This window comes from Legionella stuttgartensis (assembly GCF_977063405.2).
The window spans coordinates 242,671-259,393 of record NZ_CDRUHA020000093.1; the positions used below are offsets into that span (position 1 = coordinate 242,671).

Here is a 16,723-nt window from a genome sequence, read left to right on the forward strand (position 1 = left end):
TTACATCGCAACTTGTTCTTTAACTACCCTTTTACTTTCTTCATACTGCTGGTGCAGTGCCGGAAGCGCATCGGGCGAGGCATCTTTTTTTGCATCAATTGGTTGCTCACTCCACTTAGGAACGCGAACTCCCTTAAAAAAATTATCTTCAGCTTGTTCATAGCGTTTGTTAAAATTGACCGTATAAATCTTGCTAAATCCACTGATTTCTCCTTTCTCATCAGTTTCTAATTCGAGAACGGCTTTTTGAATCGCTGTTGTGGCATCCTTTTTAGTACCCTTGACGCCATCTTCTAAGATCTTTTTAGCCTCTTCCAGCGTTTCTGAAAAAACAACTTCATGACCTAATGAATAACCACAAACATGTTCATAGGCTGCGGCATGAAACGGAGTAACCAAATAAGATGCTAAATCGGTAAAACTATCACCGGATTTGGTGTATGCAGGACTAACAATTGCGTATATTTTGCCCATTTTATTCCCTAAAATCTAAAATATATAAAATAAAAAGTCTGTTATTGGATAAACTGACTTCATCTCCATAAATCGTATAACTTGAAAAACGCAGAATTCAGCACAAAACTTGCAATAAAATTCACCAGTTCTCCGGATTAAATATTATCACATTTGCCTCGTTTGTATATAAGATAACCGACTACTGTCAGTTTGATTCTCTATGCATAGTTGGGGTTAATTCATTAGAAATGGTGACATTTTTGGTTCCTTCATTTCATTGTATAATCAAAGAATTAATGGTCAATTGAAAACAATGCTTGGGTTATGAATAAAAAATTTCTTATTTAATATTTTCTTAAGGAAAAAATATTAAAATATACCATTAATAATTATTCAATTATTCATCAGATAACTGAGAGTTGTCTGTACTGAATGGAGGACTGGTAAACTTAGTTAACTAAATCAATAAGCAGATTTTATGTTGAGATAGATATTTAAGTTAATCAGTGCTTTTTTTGTATCGGCTACTCCGAAATAGCAGTTGCATAAAACCCAATGAATACCTTCCAGTGGTTTCCATTTACTCTTACTACGTGAGCGTTGTAATTAGGATTATAGAAAACCATCAAATCTCATCTCAATGTGACATTAAACCAATTTAATTTTTATAAAGGTATAAAAAATGGCTATACGTTATTTATCGTTTGACTTTGATGGGTGTTTATTTAATTCAAATTACATCAAAGAACCCCATTTAGATTTTACAAAGCATCTGGGGAATGCCGTTCTCGTTCACAACAGACCATTCTTAGATCAAATCAAAATAGAAAATGCTGCATTTGATTCCGTCTATGCAATGATTGGCTCTAATAGGCAATCATTTGAACTTGATACTGCCAATATGGGCGGTCCAACTACATTTAAAGGCTCATGCTGTCCTGCAATACAAAAAGTGTGCTCAGATTTGAATGTTACATTCAATCCATTCCTTATAGCTGATGTTACTGGAATGCTTCCTCACGGAACTTCTTATAATTTAATTATGCAGGAAATTGCCGGGAATACTTATTTCGAGAATCCTCAACATACCCATGCTGACTGTACCATGGATGATACAAAAAGAACTTTGCTGTTTGCTCAGGTGCAAAAAGCAGCTGCAGATCATCCTAATGAAGAAATTATTTTTGATTTCTTTGACGACCGGAATGATATTTTGGAACGTCATTTACAAGAGTTTTTTACAAAATACCCGCATATGATTCCTAAAAATGTAACCTTGCGCCTGAATCAATATGCAGGTGAGGATGTTACTTTAGTAGCGTCTATCCAAGGAACCGGCGAGCCCTATCCTAATTATTGCGAGCTTGTTACTCATATGTTAGATAATTTGTGGGATCTAAATAAATTCGCTGAATCTTTAAAATCAGCAGCCCCAGTTATTGAACTTTCAATAGAGCAAATTGAGGATAACTTAGAAAATTCCAGTCCACTCATGCAACAAGCTACAGCTTTTGAGACAGAAATAAAGCAAAGTATCCCCGTTATTGAAAATACGCAAGCTATTGATGAGAGTGAACTTTCTACAGAAAAAGAATTAGAATCCAGTAACGATTCATTTGCACTTAGTTATTTTACCGATCGCTCCAGTGGTGAGCCTAGAGCAAAGCTTGCATTTAACAAAAGAAATCTTACTCAAAACGATATTAATAAATGGTTCAAAGGATATCAACCACCCGAGTATATGGAGGATGGCGATCAGATTATCCTATTCATCAATGTTCATCCTGATTCTCCTTTTAAAGATCCGTCTTTATTTCAAGCAATAGAGATATTACGCCACCAAAATATTGAACTTAGTGAACGTGCTATAGCGACGTTGGAAGGTGAATTTAATTCTGTAAAACTTGAATTTGAGACAGCTAAAGAAATTGCACATGGAACTGAATTGGAAACTGGGGAATTTGTTGATTTCAGGTTATTTCTCAATGGGTATAGTAATGCCTTTAGTGATATGCCTGTAGATTATATGGTTCAATACAAAAATCGTGCATTTGTTGAAGATGATGGTCGAGAAAAAGAGGCTAACATTGGTTATGAGATCTATTTTGACTTAGTAGAAGAATATAACGATGAACATGCTGAAGACAATGGTAGCGAAAAAGAAGCTGGGGCAGATATTGATGACCTTAGTGAGAGCTCTGTTGATTCCTCGGATGCAGACAACGATGAGTTTGCTGACGATGAGGCTCTAGAAAGAAAAACGAGTGCTGAGCAACCAGCTCTTGCGACTGAAACTACCACACCTCACCAACCAAAGGAGTTAGATCATCCACTCAATCCAGCAGGAAATCCTGGGCGAAATCTATATGCATTTCATAAGCCAGTTGCAGCTCAAAAAATAAACAGATCTCCTATTAGGTTACCCGAGGATAAGTTATGCAGTGCCAGTAGTTCTTGTTTAATATCTTAAAGATTTAATCTTTATCTCAATTAATGATGTTTCACAGTACTGTGAAACATCATTAAAATTCCATTAAATTCTGGTGGAATAATTTCAACACTCCTTCACGTACGCCGGTTTACCCATAATATAAGTGGCTTTAATATTATCTTCAGAACCCAAAGTCATCAAAATAAACAACAATTCAAAAATATCATTTACCTTTTCACGGCGATATTTAAGATAGGTGGTGGCATCCGGATCAATCACAATAAAATCAGCCTCCTTGCCTGGTTTGAACGTGCCAATTTTATCATCCAATTGTAATGCTTTTGCAGCCCCAAAAGTCGCCATATACCAACGAATCATACTGGGTAATTTCACACTATTTAACATGGAAACCTTATAAGCATCATCTAAAACAGCAAACATTGAAAGACAGTTTCCGGCCCCCCAATCAGTCCCTAAAGTAATTTTATTGGTATATTTAAGCGCTCGTGAAAAATTGAATAAACCGCTCCCTAAAAAATTATTGCTTAAAGGACACCAGGAAATAATTGCACCTGATTTTTTAAACAACTCCAGTTCCTCATCGGTTGTGTGAATGCAGTGGCCAAATACACTCTTATCCGTCACCAACCCAAAATGGTCATAAACATCCATATAATGTTTGCTCCAAGGATAAAGTTTTTTTACTGCAGCAATTTCATTCGGATTTTCATCCAGGTGCGTTTGAATATAACAATCAGGATGTTCTTTTTTTAGAGCGCCACACAACTCAAGCATTTGATCAGAACACGATAAAGCAAAACGTGGCGAGATACAGTAGGATAAACGACCTTTATTATGCCATTTTTCAATCAAGCGAACACAATTATCATAATTCTCCTGTGTAGATAATCTAAGTATATCCGGAGCATTTTCATCCATTAAAATATTACCGGTTACAAAACGCATGTTCCTTTCTTGCAGGGCTTCAAAAAATATATCAGAAGCCTCATAAAATAATGGACCGTAAGATACGGCTGTCGTGGTTCCATTTCTTAACAGTTGATCCAGAAAAAAATTCAAATCTTTTGACGCACTGGCTTTATCACTGTACACACTTTCCCCAGGAAATACGTAGTCTTCTAACCATTCCAAGAGTTTCTCACCATAGGCAGCAACAATTGCACTTTGCGAAGCATGTTGATGAGTATCAATAAATCCAGGAGTAATTATCTTATCTTTATAATTAACCAGTTTTATACCATTTATTTTGTGTTTTAAATCTGAATAACTCCCTACATCAACAATTTTCCCTGCTTCAATAACCAGTATGCCATCCTCGATGTACACATATTGACACTCTTGTTCTGACTGTTTTTCTTTCTTATTAACAGGAAGATTCTCAATGGTAGCCGTATCTTTAAAATAAAAAATCGCACCTCTATAAGCTGTTTTATCACTCATAACAACCTCCGTGTTATTCTGGGTTGGTGTCTTTAATAAAATAAATCAACAAAATTGAGAACAGCGTACAAAATGGTAATACCCATAAATAGGTAAAAAAATCTTTGGATACTGCAGTAATAAATAAATAAGGAATGAACAGTAAAAGGGTGTTAAATAAAAAAACTGCTGTATTTAATACGCTGATTGCTACACCACGGGAACTATCTGATGAAATTTCACTAACCATTGTATAAAAAAGCATGGAGCCTGAAAGTAAAAAGCCAATCAGAAATGAAACTATTTTTGTAATGATGTATGAATCCATACTGTAGTGAGGAAGATATATCCCCAGTAATAAAAGCATTGTTCCGGTAACCAAAGTAATATGTATTACCATAATTCTTGATTTGACTGCATTGGAAAACCAACCTAATAATGGAGTCCCAATACCTATCCCTGCAAAAATCAATCCGCTAATCATAATCGATTGCAGGCTATCAACTGAATAATAGTTTTGAATTTGCATGAACCATAAACTCGCATAAGCAAGCAAAACACCAAAAGACATTGCTGCAGCAAGAGAACACAGCAAAATTTGTTTGTTTTTAAACACAACCGCTAACGATTTTTTTAGTGAAATCGAGCTATCTCTTACAAAACCAGTAGGAGAACGAACAAGAATAGAAGATAAAACAAATAAAACCAGACCACAAACCGCGAGTCTTTGATACAGTTCATTCCATGTATGCGATTGCAATTCCACTTTAAAATAATAATGAATAACCCCAGCTAAAATGCATGAAAGTGTTTGGGTCAAACCAAATAATACAGGAAAAATTTGTGCGGAAAACCATTGAGAAATTAAAACTGCAGCGGCAACAAACGCAAAAGAAGCACCTATTCCTTGTATAAAATTCGCCAATGTAAAAATCGTCAAATTATCTGCAATAGAAATAAAAATATTCCCTAAGGCCAGTATTAAAATTCCCCCACTGACTACAATTCTTGGGTTAAATTTATCAAGCAAATAACCTACAGGAATTTGCATACAGGCAAAGCCCAAAATAAACGCACCTGTTGCAATGGATACGCCATAATCGCTCGCACTTAGCGTATTTTTTATGGGTTCGGAAAATACTGCTGCCGCAGTATTCAAACAAAAAGAATAAACAACAAATAATGTTGCAATCAACCAAACAATACCCCCATATAGTTTTTGCATGAATTATCCTTATTCTTAGGTTGATGTATTTTTTATGTTCTGCATGAAGAAAAGTATAGCAAAAAAAACTCGGTGATATTTTGGGGCCTAATCCATTTGAAAAATTCCAACCAAAACAATGAACATGAAGGGTAATTTTCATCCACTCATCTATACTCAAAATAACCCAGTCATATGTTTATCTTGCAGGATGCAACACTGGGCTGACAAAAAAGGAGTTTTTTTATGAAAGTTAATTACTTGGTTGCCCCTCTCATTTTAGTACCACTATCTGTTTTCAGCCAAACTCATAATAATGTTACCACTTTAACCATTTCACAAAATCCGGAAAATAAAAACACTCAGGTCCTCACCTATTCAAATGAAACAGACGATTTAAAACAAAAGAAGTCGTTCACTCGCAGCATTGATTATCCAACTCAAGTTATTCGCATGGAAAAAAATATAGAAAGTCAGCAACTCTCATGCGATGAGGTGAATACTCAAATTGATAAAATCTTAGTACAACATATAGTGAATGAACAATTTACTTATGCAATTTACATTAGTTGTTATTATAATCCACAAACTAAATTAGCAACTCAATTCATTATCAGCAGCTATTTTGATCCTGTAAGTGATGCAGCAATTACCTATTTAGAATCGTACCTTAATAAATATAATGGGACCAATTTATTAGGAACAGAGTACAAAATTGAATCTGCAAAAGGCCTCATCCTTTCCATAGATATTGCCGCAGGAATGAAAAAAAAACCCAATAGACCTCCTTTTACAGAATATAGAAAAGACCATAGTAGCTTTTATTTCAAAAGCAATTATGAAATGAAAAACAAATTATTTAGTGATGTTTATCAAAATTTCTTCACCCAGGATCCAGATAAAATATTTCCTTTTCTGGATAAATGGATTTCATCTCATGCAAGCTCCTTTTATAAAGCCGTTTTACGCGATTCAAATTATGTTGAACTTCAGCCTGAAAAAATTTTCCTCATGGAGAATGAAGAAATATTTGTATCCAACTTTAAACAGTATTTTGCACACTTCTGCGAACCTTATGAAAATCATAGGTGCTTGAATCCAGGAGGGAAAATTGATGGCGAGGATGTCGATTCAAAAATAGCTTCGTAACCCAGGTTTTCTTGGAGCAGTGTCCCGGGTTACGCTGCATTGCACCCGGGCTTCAGTGATTATAAAATATATACTTTTTAACCCAATTCAGGCTCATATGTAGAAACCTTTCGGGGCTTTAATTCCGCTTGCTCTTCAGCAATGGCTTTATCATTCACGATTTTGGTAACGCACGCATCAGACCAAACATTTAAAGCAGTTTCCAGCATATCAATTAAACCGTAGAAAGGTAAAATAACACCCATAAGCACGATAGGAACATTCATACTCGACAACAAACTAATACTTAAGAAGAAACATCCCATGGGTACACCGGCATTCCCAATGGCAGCTACTGTAGCAACAAATATCCATAAAACCATTGTGCCATAAGAAATTGGCATTCCGTGATTCTGCATTAAATAAATTACCGTAGCAAAAATAAAGGCTGCGCATCCATTCATATTAATGCTGGTGCATAAAGGTAAAACAAAACGGCTTACCGATGGTTTTACTTGCAGATTATTTTCTATAGTATTCATGGTGACAGGTAATGTCCCTACTGAAGACTTGGAGAAAAAAGCGACCGATAATGCAGGAAGCATAGAACGCATTGCTGCAAAAGGCTTAATCTTATTCGCTTTTAACCACAATGGTAATATTACAAAACCTTGAATGATGTTCGCTAATACAACAATCAATAAATACTCCCCTATTCCCTTAATATCCATACCTGAGCGCAATTGAACGACTGTTGAAGTAATAAAACCAAATAATCCCAAGGGAATAATGGTAATAATCCAACGAGTCATCACTAAGAACATTCCATGTGCACCACGGAAAAATCGCGTAATTGTTTCGCGAGATTCATCCTCAGGAATTTGACGTACCGCAATACCGATAATAATGCTTAAGAACAGTACTCCTATAACTTGCTGTTCAAGAAAAGGAGATAATAAATTGGTAGGAATAATATTTGCCAAGTATCCTAAGTAACCTAAACTACTTGCCGATTTGACGGTTTGTGCATCCAAACTAACCTGCACGGTGCTGGGTTGGATTAAAATATAAAGCAAGCAACTAATCACTGCAGCCACTATGGTTGTAGAAAAAGTATACTTAAGTGTTCGCTGCCAAATCTTCTTCATGAATCCATCGGTCTTGTAATTGGCCAGAGTAACAATGATGGATAAAGAAATAATGGGCAAACTAATGCATTTAAACAGCTTAATAAATAAATCAGAAATTAATAACCCTATCTCTTTTAAAACAACAATATTGGACATCCCACTAACGATACCTAAACCAATCATTAAAGCATAAAGCAAGGGAGTGCTGAGTATGAGTTTTTTTTGTTGATGCGCTGCACACATGTTAATAATCCTTAAAAATCAATAAATTAAAAAATGAAAAGATTAAATTAACAGCAACAACAAGAAACGAGTTTAAAGTGAGCAAGGGTAGAGCGATGATTCGTTTGATTCGAGTGAGTTACCATAAAAACCTTATATTTTCTGATCAAAAAATGCGCAATTAGGAGTATTCTAACACATTATGCATGTGCGTCAAGAGATTTTAAAATCTGCTGATCTATCAGTCAACCAATTCAAGACAATTGATTTGCTGCTTTAAACGGATGATTCGACGATAAGCATCCTCTATACGTTTAGGAGTTATTTTTTTCTCGAAAATCAAACGTTCAATCTTCTCAATCAATTCTGGCGCCGTAATTTTTGCTAATTGATTTGCAAAGATCAGCATATCAGCACCCGCATTGATTGTCAGGCATAAAGCCTCCTCAAGTGAGTAATGATCGGTGATTGCTTGCATTTGTAAGTCATCTGCAATAATTACTCCATCATAGCCCATCGTTTGGCGCAATAAGCCGGTTAAAATATCATGGGATAACGTTGCAGGTCCCCCCTGTTTATCCAATTGATTATTGATCACATGCGCGGTCATGATCAGAGTTGGTTGGTAAACATCTCGCACGAGCTGATAATAAGGCACCAATTCATCTTCATTGAAGGTATTGGTAACATCTACAAACCCTTTATGGGTATCACCTAATGCACTACCATGGCCTGGGAAATGCTTATAGCAGCATGCAATACCATAATGCTGGAAAACATCAACAAATGCTCTGGCCAGACGCACTACCTCATCAGGATCAGTTGAAAAACTACGTTGTAAGCTTCCAATAATTCCCTGCTGATCTTGTAAATGCAAATCCACAATCGGAGCAAAATTAAGATTAAAACCCAAAGATTTTAATGTAAATGCCATTTGCGTCAACTCGGCCTGCAAATCCTCATGGGATAAGTGTGCCATGTTGTATGCATCCATAGTTGGCATACATCCCTCAATCCGAGACAAGCGGTCGATGCTTCCTCCTTCATAATCAATGGCAATTAATAAGGGCAAACCGTTATTTTTGAACTCTTCTGAGGAATGGTAATAATAATTGAGTTGATGCGTTAAATTTTTAATTTGCGTCTGATTTTTTAAATTCTTACCATATAAATTGGTAGAAGCATCCTGATCGAATAACAAAACACCGCCTAATCCATCTGAAGACAGCCATTCAGCTATAGGGCTTTTGTCGTGTATATCACAACCATCAAACCCCATAACCAACATCTGACCAATTTTATTTCTAAGAGTAATCATCAGTCGCTCCGTCAACAAAATAAGGAAAAAATTCCCTAAAGAATAGTTGATGTTATAGTAAGTGAATCATACACAAAGATAAAAATTAATGCCATTTATATCTTTTTTGGCGGTATTGCTGGAATATCATTAAAATCACAACTGCAATTGCCTGGTGCATTAGGTGGAAGGGGAACTAATGAAAAATCACTTGAGTAGCAAACTGTCACGTTCCAAGCTGAATCCCCAGGATTTATTGTATTAGGTAAGGACCAATAATTTTTAGCAGTATAGGTTTTACCTTCATCACTTTGCCAAAAAATTGGAGAAAATCGAGCTCGATACATTAATTTTTGGCCAGGTTCACAAGGGAACGTTTGGCGAATCCAAGATTTTCCAACAGGTACAGTAACTGTTGTTAAAATTTTGGCGCTTTCGGCATCCATTACATCTACTGATACATCATATTTAATCCAACAATTATCTTTAACTAAAGTGTAATAACAAGTAATCTCAGCCCAAAGCGCACTTGAAGAGATGAGGCTGAAAATGAAAATAAAAGTTCGTGCTAACATAATTCAATCCTTTTATTCACTGAACGTGTTCACAATTTTTGTTTCAAAGTAAAAACACCCATAAAACTAAATAGTAACAGTCTTTAGGGCTTATCTATTCATAGTATATACAATAACGATCATAAGTTACGAATAAGTTATAAATTTAGGTCAATACAGGGTTGATTTTATTATCCGACCTGTATAAGCTTGCCCGAATTGGAGAGATGGCCGAGCGGTCGAAGGCGCACGCCTGGAAAGTGTGTATACGGCAACGTATCGAGGGTTCGAATCCCTCTCTCTCCGCCAAATTTGATAAAAAGGCGGTCAACTCACCATTGAATTGCTTGTCGCTTTTTTATATTTAATATTCCCATAGGTGCTTTTGCAGTGATGGAACTGAAAATCCTGATTTGTGGGTATGCAAAGGTATGATTATGAACAATTCATTTAGGGATATGGCATATGAAATTAATTGTAATAGGAATTTTATTATCATTTAATGCGATCGCTGGCGATTATTTCCCTAAATTAACATCACAAGATCAGCCTTGGTCTGTTACTGCGAGTGCTGGCACAGGAACTTATCATATAACCTCCTCAAGAGATAAAAATGCTCCCATAGGACGATTAGCGCTGGCCAATGAAATGATGCTTGCTGGCAATATTGCTTTAGGCTTGGAATTAGGGCTGCAAACAGGTACACGAATCAAACTCAATATGCCTCAAGAAGCATTCCATGCTCTGAAAAAATGGATTCCTATGCAAACGACCCTTGCCCCTACCTTGGATTTATTAATTACGTCCAAAAGCGATCCTCTGGGGAATAGTTCATTTTTTGCTCAACTAAAAGGTGGACTTGCCTACAGGCATTGGCGAGACGAGCGCGTACCCCTTAATGATATTTCCCAATTAGCAGGCGAAATACAAGCAGGCTTTGGTTATCCAATTAGTGCTTTGGCCAACCTGAGCTTATTATATCAAGGAATATTCAGCGGCAATGGACCGAATTTTCATTTTGAAACCTATTCCAAAAGAGAACAACTATCTAACATTCCTACCTTACATGCTGTACTTTTAGGATTGTCAGTTAATCTATAAAAATAATTGTACCCTAGAGGCAGATGCGCCGAAGCTACAATAGACTATAATGTAACAAAACGGATCTACTTCTCTATTGAACAGTAGCAGGGAGTACTATCATGAAAGAACAACATTACGCCTATAAAATAACGCACGGCAAGTCCAGTTTGAATTGCCCTCATTCCGCCTTGCAAAACGATAAAATGGTGGACTTATTAAAAGAAATAGAAAAACAACATAGTGACGGGATATTCTGGATATTTAAACAATTTGGTGATCATCCTCAAGAACCATTATGCATTATAGACTGTTCAAAACAACGAATTTACTTCCATTATTCCGGCGAAGTCGAAAACTTAAAGGATGCTATCGCTTATTTGAGTCATTAATACCCAAAATAGAAAAGAAATATTTCAAAACAAATAGGTTATTATTTTTTTATTTTGAATTTATCTGATACAAATCAACTCTAGACAAATGACAGTTTTTTAGTCACTATTCCATTCGATTTTTACATGAAAAGAGAATAGTTATGTCTTTAAAAACCAAAATAGTTATTTTAAGTTTGATTGTTTTTAACTTATTGCCCAATGCTTATGCCGCTTCTCCAACAAAACATGTTGAAAGTGACACCGCCATCCAAAATGCTGTTTTATTCTATATTAACAAATACCGTCAGCAACATGGCTTATCCAAACTTACAATGGATAACAAGATTGTAATTCAAGCCAAACAACACTCTCAAGATATGGCCAACCATCGTATGTCTTTTGGTCATCAAGATTTTGGAAAACGCATTAAGAAACTGCGTTCACAGATTAAAAATACTGGTGGTGGTGCGGAGAATGTTGCATACAACTATAAAACCGCTGAAATTGTAGTCAGTCAATGGGTCAAAAGCCCAGGCCACAGAAGAAATATTGTAGGAAATTATAACTTGACTGGCATAGGGGTTGCCCGTGATAAACAAGGCAAACTTTACTATACCCAAATATTCCTGCAAACAGGAAAAAGTCCTCGAAGTTACACAGCAAGAAGACCCTACATTGGCGTTCCATTCTTTGGTATTAAACGACATAGCTAGATTAGAAACATGCAATCTGGGTGCAGCGCAGCGAAACCATGGTTCCAGCGGCGTCAAACCCAGGCGCATGAGTAATAATAAAATACCCGTTTCATTTTCCTTATTAATTCAACAACCTAATTAAACCGTTTTTGACTTTAACGAAATCTTTGCAAAAAACCAGCGAAATCATGTGGCATTAAAACTCAGAGTGGCCTATCATAAAACCATAGACAGTACACATTGTTCAGCCAACATTATTACTTTGGGAGCCAGATTGAGAGTGCGGTGAGCAAGCTTAGCAAGTACTAAGAAGCCTAAAACACTCCAGAGGAGTCCACCTTGGTAAAAAGGACTGTACTCAATCTTACTGTCTATCCCAAATTCCATAAAAAGGCGTATTAAAAAACCATAATACGCTTTTTTTATTTTCCTCTTTAATTGTGCAAATCATAATAAACTTTAGCCTGGGTGCTGGTCAGTAGATGCAGTTGTTACCAGTTAATCTAATTATTCACTGTCAGTTTGACTGTTTTTTTAATGCATAATTACTATAATCAAACACTTAAAGCTTAAGTTCGTATTATAATTAAGGACACACTTATAAATTGGACTTCGCTTAAATGGATCTTTTATTAATTTTGCTTGTCCTATTATTTTTCAGCTTGTCCTTTGGACTAATTAGATTCTATGATTATTTATCAAGGAGTGAATCATGAGCTTGTATTTAATCTGTGGAATAATTGCTTTCGGGTTATTAGTCTTTTTGTTAGTTGTACTATTCAAACCCGAATTATTTTAAGCCATGGATTAATTTAAACCCGGGATGGACCCCTTATGACAAAACCTGGTTTGCTGCAAATTGCATTTTATCTGCTCTTTTTGTTGCTACTTGTAAAACCTTTAGGTTGGTACATGGCACGAGTGTACCAGGGCCGCCCTTGTTTCTTAGACCGAATATTAAGACCGTTCGAACACTTAATCTATAAGATTTGCGGTATTCAGACTCAAGAAGAAATGGGATGGAAAACCTATCTCACAAGCATGCTCTTCCTAAACTTAGCGGGCTTACTGGTTATTTATCTTGTGCAACGTATTCAATTTTATTTACCATTAAATCCCCAAGAATTTTCCTCTCCCTCCCCTGCTCTTGCATTGAATACGGCCATAAGTTTTACAACTAATACAAATTGGCAAGCTTATAGTGGGGAAACAACAATGAGTTATTTAACGCAAATGCTTGCACTTACGGTACAAAACTTTATTTCTGCAGCAACAGGTATGTCATTATTAGTTGCATTGATCCGCGGGATCATAAAACATGAAAGTCATAGTTTAGGAAATTTCTGGGTAGATGCCGTACGCGGAATACTCTATATCTTATTGCCTATGTCGCTGATTTTTGCACTTGTTCTATGCTCACAAGGGGTCATTCAAAATTTTAAACCTTTTCAAAAAATTAGCCTCAGCCACCCTTTTACTTACCAACAACCTGTAACCGATGCGACAGGACAAACGGTATTAGATAGCCAAGGCAATCCTAAAACAACACCGGTAACAATAACTGAACAAATCATTCCCATGGGACCAGTAGCATCACAAATTGCCATCAAGCAACTCGGTACTAATGGTGGTGGTTTTTTTAATGTCAATTCAGCACATCCCTTCGAAAACCCCACTCCATTGAGTAATTTTCTGGAAATGGTAGCGATCTTACTTATTCCTGCAGCTTTTTGTTTTACATTTGGCACCATGGTTCATGATAAAAGGCAAGGCTGGGCCATATTAATAGCCATGTCCATTTTGTTTGTTCCATGTTTACTATTTGAAGTTGTAGTCGAACAATCAGGGAATCCAGCATTTCACCGCATGGGGATTGATGCTACTGCTCAATCTGAATTTTACCCAGCCGGCAATATGGAGGGCAAAGAGAGTCGCTTTGGTATTGTTAACTCTGCAATTTGGGCAACAGCTACAACCGCCACCTCTAACGGTTCCGTCAATTCCATGCTGGATTCATTTACTCCTCTAGGCGGGATGGTTCCTTTATGGATGATGCATTTAGGTGAAGTAAGTTTTGGAGGAGTTGGCACTGGATTATCGGGGATGCTCATGCTAGTCATCCTCACGGTATTTGTTGCGGGGCTTATGGTAGGCAGAACTCCTGAATACCTAGGTAAAAAAATTGAACCTTATGAAATGAAAATGGCATCAATTGCTGTATTAATTATGCCTCTAATTGTACTCATCACGACCGCATATGCTTCTGTAACTCAGGTGGGAATAAACTCTATAGCAAATCCTGGTGCCCATGGTTTTACTGAAATACTCTATACTTTTACTTCCATAGGGAATAATAATGGCAGTTCTTTTGCAGGCTTAAATGCTAATACCCCCTTTTATAATATTGTTGGTGGCGTACTGATGTTGATTAGCCGATATTGGCTTGCTATTCCAATTCTTGCCATGGCTGGCTCACTTGTTAAGAAAAAACGGATTCCCAACAGTTTAGGTACCTTAGCTACTCATACACCACTTTTTATTACTTTATTAATTTATATTGCTATCATTCTGGGAGCACTGTCCTTTTTACCAGCTCTTGCTCTTGGTCCTATTGTGGAGCATTTGATGCTTTGGGGGAAATATGGCTACTAAATCACATTCTATTTGGGATTTTAGTATTATAAAAAGTGCCCTAATTGACGCATTTTTCAAATTAGCACCCCATGTTCAAATAAAAAATCCGGTAATGTTTACCGTTTATGCTAGTTCAATTATTACAACGATTCTCTTTATCCAAGCCTGTCTAGGCAAAGGTGAAGCACCACCACTTTTTATTCTCGCTATTAGTTTGTGGCTTTGGTTTACACTCTTATTTGCCAATTTTGCGGAAGCCATGGCAGAAGGTCGTGGCAAGGCACAGGCGCAAGAGCTACGACGAGCACGTCGTGAAATTCAAGCTAAAAAATTGGCAAAAGCATCTAAAAATGCAAAATTCACGGTTATTCCATCCGTGCAATTACGTGCAGGGGATCTGGTCTTGGTTGAAGCAGGTGATTTCATACCCAGTGATGGGGAGATTATCGAAGGAATTGCCTCAGTAAATGAAAGTGCCATCACTGGCGAAAGCGCCCCCGTCATTCGTGAAAGTGGCGGAGATCGTAGCGCAGTAACTGGAGGAACGCAGATCATTTCCGATTGGCTTATCATCCGCATCACATCTAACCCGGGCGAGACATTTCTGGATCGGATGATTACCCTGGTAGAAGGGGCAAAAAGACAAAAAACGCCTAATGAGCTGGCATTAACCATTTTACTTGCTGCCTTAACCATTGTGTTTTTAGTGGTTTGTAGCACCCTACTCTCTTTTTCGATTTATAGTGTCTCTGTAACTAAAGCGGGTTCAACAATTTCAATCACGGTGCTTGTTGCCCTTTTTGTTTGCCTTGCCCCAACTACAATTGGCGGACTACTTTCTGCAATTGGTATTTCAGGTATGGATCGAATGATTCAAGCCAATGTCATAGCCCTATCAGGGCGAGCAGTTGAGGCTGCAGGTGATATCGATGTTTTAATACTTGATAAAACAGGAACAATTACTTTAGGTAATCGGCAGGCAACAGAGTTTGTTCCCGCAGAAGGGGTCGATATCAACGATCTAGCCGATGCAGCTCAATTAGCCTCACTTGCTGATGAAACCCCTGAAGGTCGAAGCATCGTGATTCTTGCTAAAAGGAAATATAAGTTACGTGGAAGAACTCTTGCCCCATTACAGGCAACATTTATTCCATTCACCGCACAAACACGTATGAGTGGCGCAAATCTCGGTGATCGACAAATACGTAAAGGATCAGCTGAAGCAATCGAAGAATATATCAATCAGTTAGGTGGTCATGTTCCCGAAAATGTGAAAAATAATGTGGAAATTATTTCACGCCAAGGTGGAACTGCACTGGTGGTTACAGAAGGCCCAAAAGTTCTGGGCATTATCCGTCTTAAAGACGTAATTAAAGGGGGAATTCGAGAGCGTTTTGCCCAACTCAGACAAATGGGCATTAAAACCATTATGGTAACTGGAGATAATCCCCTAACGGCTGCTTCTATTGCTGGTGAAGCGGGAGTAGATGATTTTCTAGCCAATGCAAAACCCGAAGACAAACTTAAATTGATTCGTGACCTACAAGCTCAAGGTCATTTAGTTGCAATGACTGGTGATGGAACAAATGATGCGCCAGCACTTGCTCAGGCTGATGTTGCTGTTGCAATGAATACGGGAACACAAGCAGCAAAAGAAGCGGGTAACTTGGTCGATCTGGATTCAAACCCCACTAAATTAATTGAAGTAGTAGAAATAGGTAAGCAGTTATTGATGACGCGCGGCGCTTTGACTACGTTTAGTATTGCCAATGATATCGCTAAATATTTTGCCATTTTACCAGCTGCCTTTGTAAGCACCTACCCTGCGCTCAATGTATTCAATATCATGCACCTGGCAACCCCACATACTGCAGTGCTTTCCGCAGTAATTTTTAATGCAATTATTATAGTTCTTCTTATACCTTTAGCTTTGCGTGGAATTAAATATCGACGTCTTCCTGCAGCAGAACTGCTCCGAAATAACGTAATTATCTATGGGTTAGGGGGATTTATAGTTCCTTTTGTTGGAATCAAAATGATCGATCTGCTCTTAGTAGCCTTAGGTTTAACAGGATAAA

The 16,723-nt window shown here is 37.2% G+C and carries 14 protein-coding genes, 1 tRNA gene and 1 other RNA gene; 10 read left to right on the top strand and 6 right to left on the bottom strand.

Features of this window, described 5'->3' with window-relative positions; all coding sequences use genetic code 11:
* On the bottom strand, positions 1-474 hold the full coding sequence (locus ACWTEW_RS31215; protein WP_454781859.1) for a hypothetical protein: 474 nt from the start codon (positions 472-474) through the stop codon (positions 1-3).
* Between the two features lie 664 nt (positions 475-1,138).
* Between ACWTEW_RS31215 and ACWTEW_RS31220 the strand changes: the two genes are divergently transcribed.
* Positions 1,139-2,926 (top strand): hypothetical protein, encoded by a 1,788-nt coding sequence (locus tag ACWTEW_RS31220; RefSeq protein WP_454781860.1) that lies wholly within the window; start codon positions 1,139-1,141, stop codon positions 2,924-2,926.
* 84 nt (positions 2,927-3,010) lie between these two features.
* Here ACWTEW_RS31220 and guaD read toward each other — a convergent pair whose 3' ends face one another.
* Together guaD and ACWTEW_RS31230 are read right to left on the bottom strand one after the other, a co-directional pair.
* Entirely contained in the window at positions 3,011-4,348 is a 1,338-nt protein-coding gene (gene guaD, locus ACWTEW_RS31225; RefSeq protein ID WP_454781861.1) for a guanine deaminase, read from the bottom strand.
* 13 nt (positions 4,349-4,361) lie between these two features.
* Positions 4,362-5,552: an MFS transporter gene (locus tag ACWTEW_RS31230; protein ID WP_454781862.1), complete on the bottom strand. Its 1,191-nt coding sequence runs from the start codon at positions 5,550-5,552 to the stop codon at positions 4,362-4,364.
* Positions 5,553-5,777: 225 nt separating this feature from the next.
* On the opposite strand from ACWTEW_RS31230, the gene ACWTEW_RS31235 reads away from it, so the two are divergent.
* Positions 5,778-6,680 (top strand): Lpg0189 family type II secretion system effector, encoded by a 903-nt coding sequence (locus ACWTEW_RS31235; RefSeq protein WP_454781863.1) that lies wholly within the window; start codon positions 5,778-5,780, stop codon positions 6,678-6,680.
* A gap of 77 nt (positions 6,681-6,757) precedes the next feature.
* Here the strand turns inward: ACWTEW_RS31235 and ACWTEW_RS31240 are convergent, their stop codons facing one another.
* The 3 genes from ACWTEW_RS31240 to ACWTEW_RS31250 all read right to left on the bottom strand — a co-directional run bounded on the left by ACWTEW_RS31240 (position 6,758) and on the right by ACWTEW_RS31250 (position 9,883).
* The gene (locus ACWTEW_RS31240; RefSeq protein ID WP_454781864.1) at positions 6,758-8,032 is read right to left on the bottom strand and encodes a dicarboxylate/amino acid:cation symporter; all 1,275 of its coding nucleotides are present in this window, start codon (positions 8,030-8,032) and stop codon (positions 6,758-6,760) included.
* Positions 8,033-8,252: 220 nt separating this feature from the next.
* On the bottom strand, positions 8,253-9,329 hold the full coding sequence (locus tag ACWTEW_RS31245) for a glycoside hydrolase family 3 N-terminal domain-containing protein (RefSeq protein ID WP_454781865.1): 1,077 nt from the start codon (positions 9,327-9,329) through the stop codon (positions 8,253-8,255).
* 95 nt (positions 9,330-9,424) lie between these two features.
* Entirely contained in the window at positions 9,425-9,883 is a 459-nt protein-coding gene (locus tag ACWTEW_RS31250) for a hypothetical protein (RefSeq protein ID WP_454781866.1), read from the bottom strand.
* Positions 9,884-10,083: 200 nt separating this feature from the next.
* On the opposite strand from ACWTEW_RS31250, the gene ACWTEW_RS31255 reads away from it, so the two are divergent.
* The 8 genes from ACWTEW_RS31255 (at position 10,084) to kdpB (ending at position 16,722) form a co-directional block, all read left to right on the top strand.
* A tRNA-Ser gene (locus tag ACWTEW_RS31255) sits at positions 10,084-10,171 on the top strand.
* Positions 10,172-10,327: 156 nt separating this feature from the next.
* The gene (locus ACWTEW_RS31260) at positions 10,328-10,963 is read left to right on the top strand and encodes a hypothetical protein (protein ID WP_454781867.1); all 636 of its coding nucleotides are present in this window, start codon (positions 10,328-10,330) and stop codon (positions 10,961-10,963) included.
* A gap of 101 nt (positions 10,964-11,064) precedes the next feature.
* Positions 11,065-11,334, top strand: coding sequence for a hypothetical protein (locus ACWTEW_RS31265; protein WP_454781868.1), 270 nt, complete (start codon positions 11,065-11,067; stop codon positions 11,332-11,334).
* A 143-nt stretch (positions 11,335-11,477) separates the two neighbouring features.
* A complete protein-coding gene (locus tag ACWTEW_RS31270) occupies positions 11,478-12,029 on the top strand; it encodes a CAP domain-containing protein (protein ID WP_454781869.1) in 552 nt (183 codons plus the stop codon).
* 207 nt (positions 12,030-12,236) lie between these two features.
* A non-coding RNA gene (ssrS, locus tag ACWTEW_RS31275) (6S RNA) lies at positions 12,237-12,388 on the top strand.
* A gap of 335 nt (positions 12,389-12,723) precedes the next feature.
* Positions 12,724-12,810: a potassium-transporting ATPase subunit F gene (locus ACWTEW_RS31280; protein WP_220471025.1), complete on the top strand. Its 87-nt coding sequence runs from the start codon at positions 12,724-12,726 to the stop codon at positions 12,808-12,810.
* Positions 12,811-12,845: 35 nt separating this feature from the next.
* Positions 12,846-14,663 (top strand): potassium-transporting ATPase subunit KdpA, encoded by a 1,818-nt coding sequence (gene kdpA, locus ACWTEW_RS31285; protein ID WP_454781870.1) that lies wholly within the window; start codon positions 12,846-12,848, stop codon positions 14,661-14,663.
* On the top strand, positions 14,653-16,722 hold the full coding sequence (kdpB, locus tag ACWTEW_RS31290) for a potassium-transporting ATPase subunit KdpB (RefSeq protein WP_454781871.1): 2,070 nt from the start codon (positions 14,653-14,655) through the stop codon (positions 16,720-16,722). Before kdpA ends, kdpB begins: the two co-directional genes overlap by 11 nt.
* Position 16,723: the final 1 nt, after the last annotated feature.

Excerpts from the sequence above, each read along its gene's own strand:
- ACWTEW_RS31215 (WP_454781859.1), bottom strand. The coding sequence starts at position 474 with ATGGGCAAAATATACGCAATTGTTAGTCCTGCATACACCAAATCCGGT.
- ACWTEW_RS31220 (WP_454781860.1), top strand. The coding sequence starts at position 1,139 with ATGGCTATACGTTATTTATCGTTTGACTTTGATGGGTGTTTATTTAAT.
- guaD (WP_454781861.1), bottom strand. The coding sequence starts at position 4,348 with ATGAGTGATAAAACAGCTTATAGAGGTGCGATTTTTTATTTTAAAGAT.
- ACWTEW_RS31230 (WP_454781862.1), bottom strand. The coding sequence starts at position 5,552 with ATGCAAAAACTATATGGGGGTATTGTTTGGTTGATTGCAACATTATTT.
- ACWTEW_RS31235 (WP_454781863.1), top strand. The coding sequence starts at position 5,778 with ATGAAAGTTAATTACTTGGTTGCCCCTCTCATTTTAGTACCACTATCT.
- ACWTEW_RS31240 (WP_454781864.1), bottom strand. The coding sequence starts at position 8,032 with ATGTGTGCAGCGCATCAACAAAAAAAACTCATACTCAGCACTCCCTTG.
- ACWTEW_RS31245 (WP_454781865.1), bottom strand. The coding sequence starts at position 9,329 with ATGATTACTCTTAGAAATAAAATTGGTCAGATGTTGGTTATGGGGTTT.
- ACWTEW_RS31250 (WP_454781866.1), bottom strand. The coding sequence starts at position 9,883 with ATGTTAGCACGAACTTTTATTTTCATTTTCAGCCTCATCTCTTCAAGT.
- ACWTEW_RS31260 (WP_454781867.1), top strand. The coding sequence starts at position 10,328 with ATGAAATTAATTGTAATAGGAATTTTATTATCATTTAATGCGATCGCT.
- ACWTEW_RS31265 (WP_454781868.1), top strand. The coding sequence starts at position 11,065 with ATGAAAGAACAACATTACGCCTATAAAATAACGCACGGCAAGTCCAGT.
- ACWTEW_RS31270 (WP_454781869.1), top strand. The coding sequence starts at position 11,478 with ATGTCTTTAAAAACCAAAATAGTTATTTTAAGTTTGATTGTTTTTAAC.
- ACWTEW_RS31280 (WP_220471025.1), top strand. The coding sequence starts at position 12,724 with ATGAGCTTGTATTTAATCTGTGGAATAATTGCTTTCGGGTTATTAGTC.
- kdpA (WP_454781870.1), top strand. The coding sequence starts at position 12,846 with ATGACAAAACCTGGTTTGCTGCAAATTGCATTTTATCTGCTCTTTTTG.
- kdpB (WP_454781871.1), top strand. The coding sequence starts at position 14,653 with ATGGCTACTAAATCACATTCTATTTGGGATTTTAGTATTATAAAAAGT.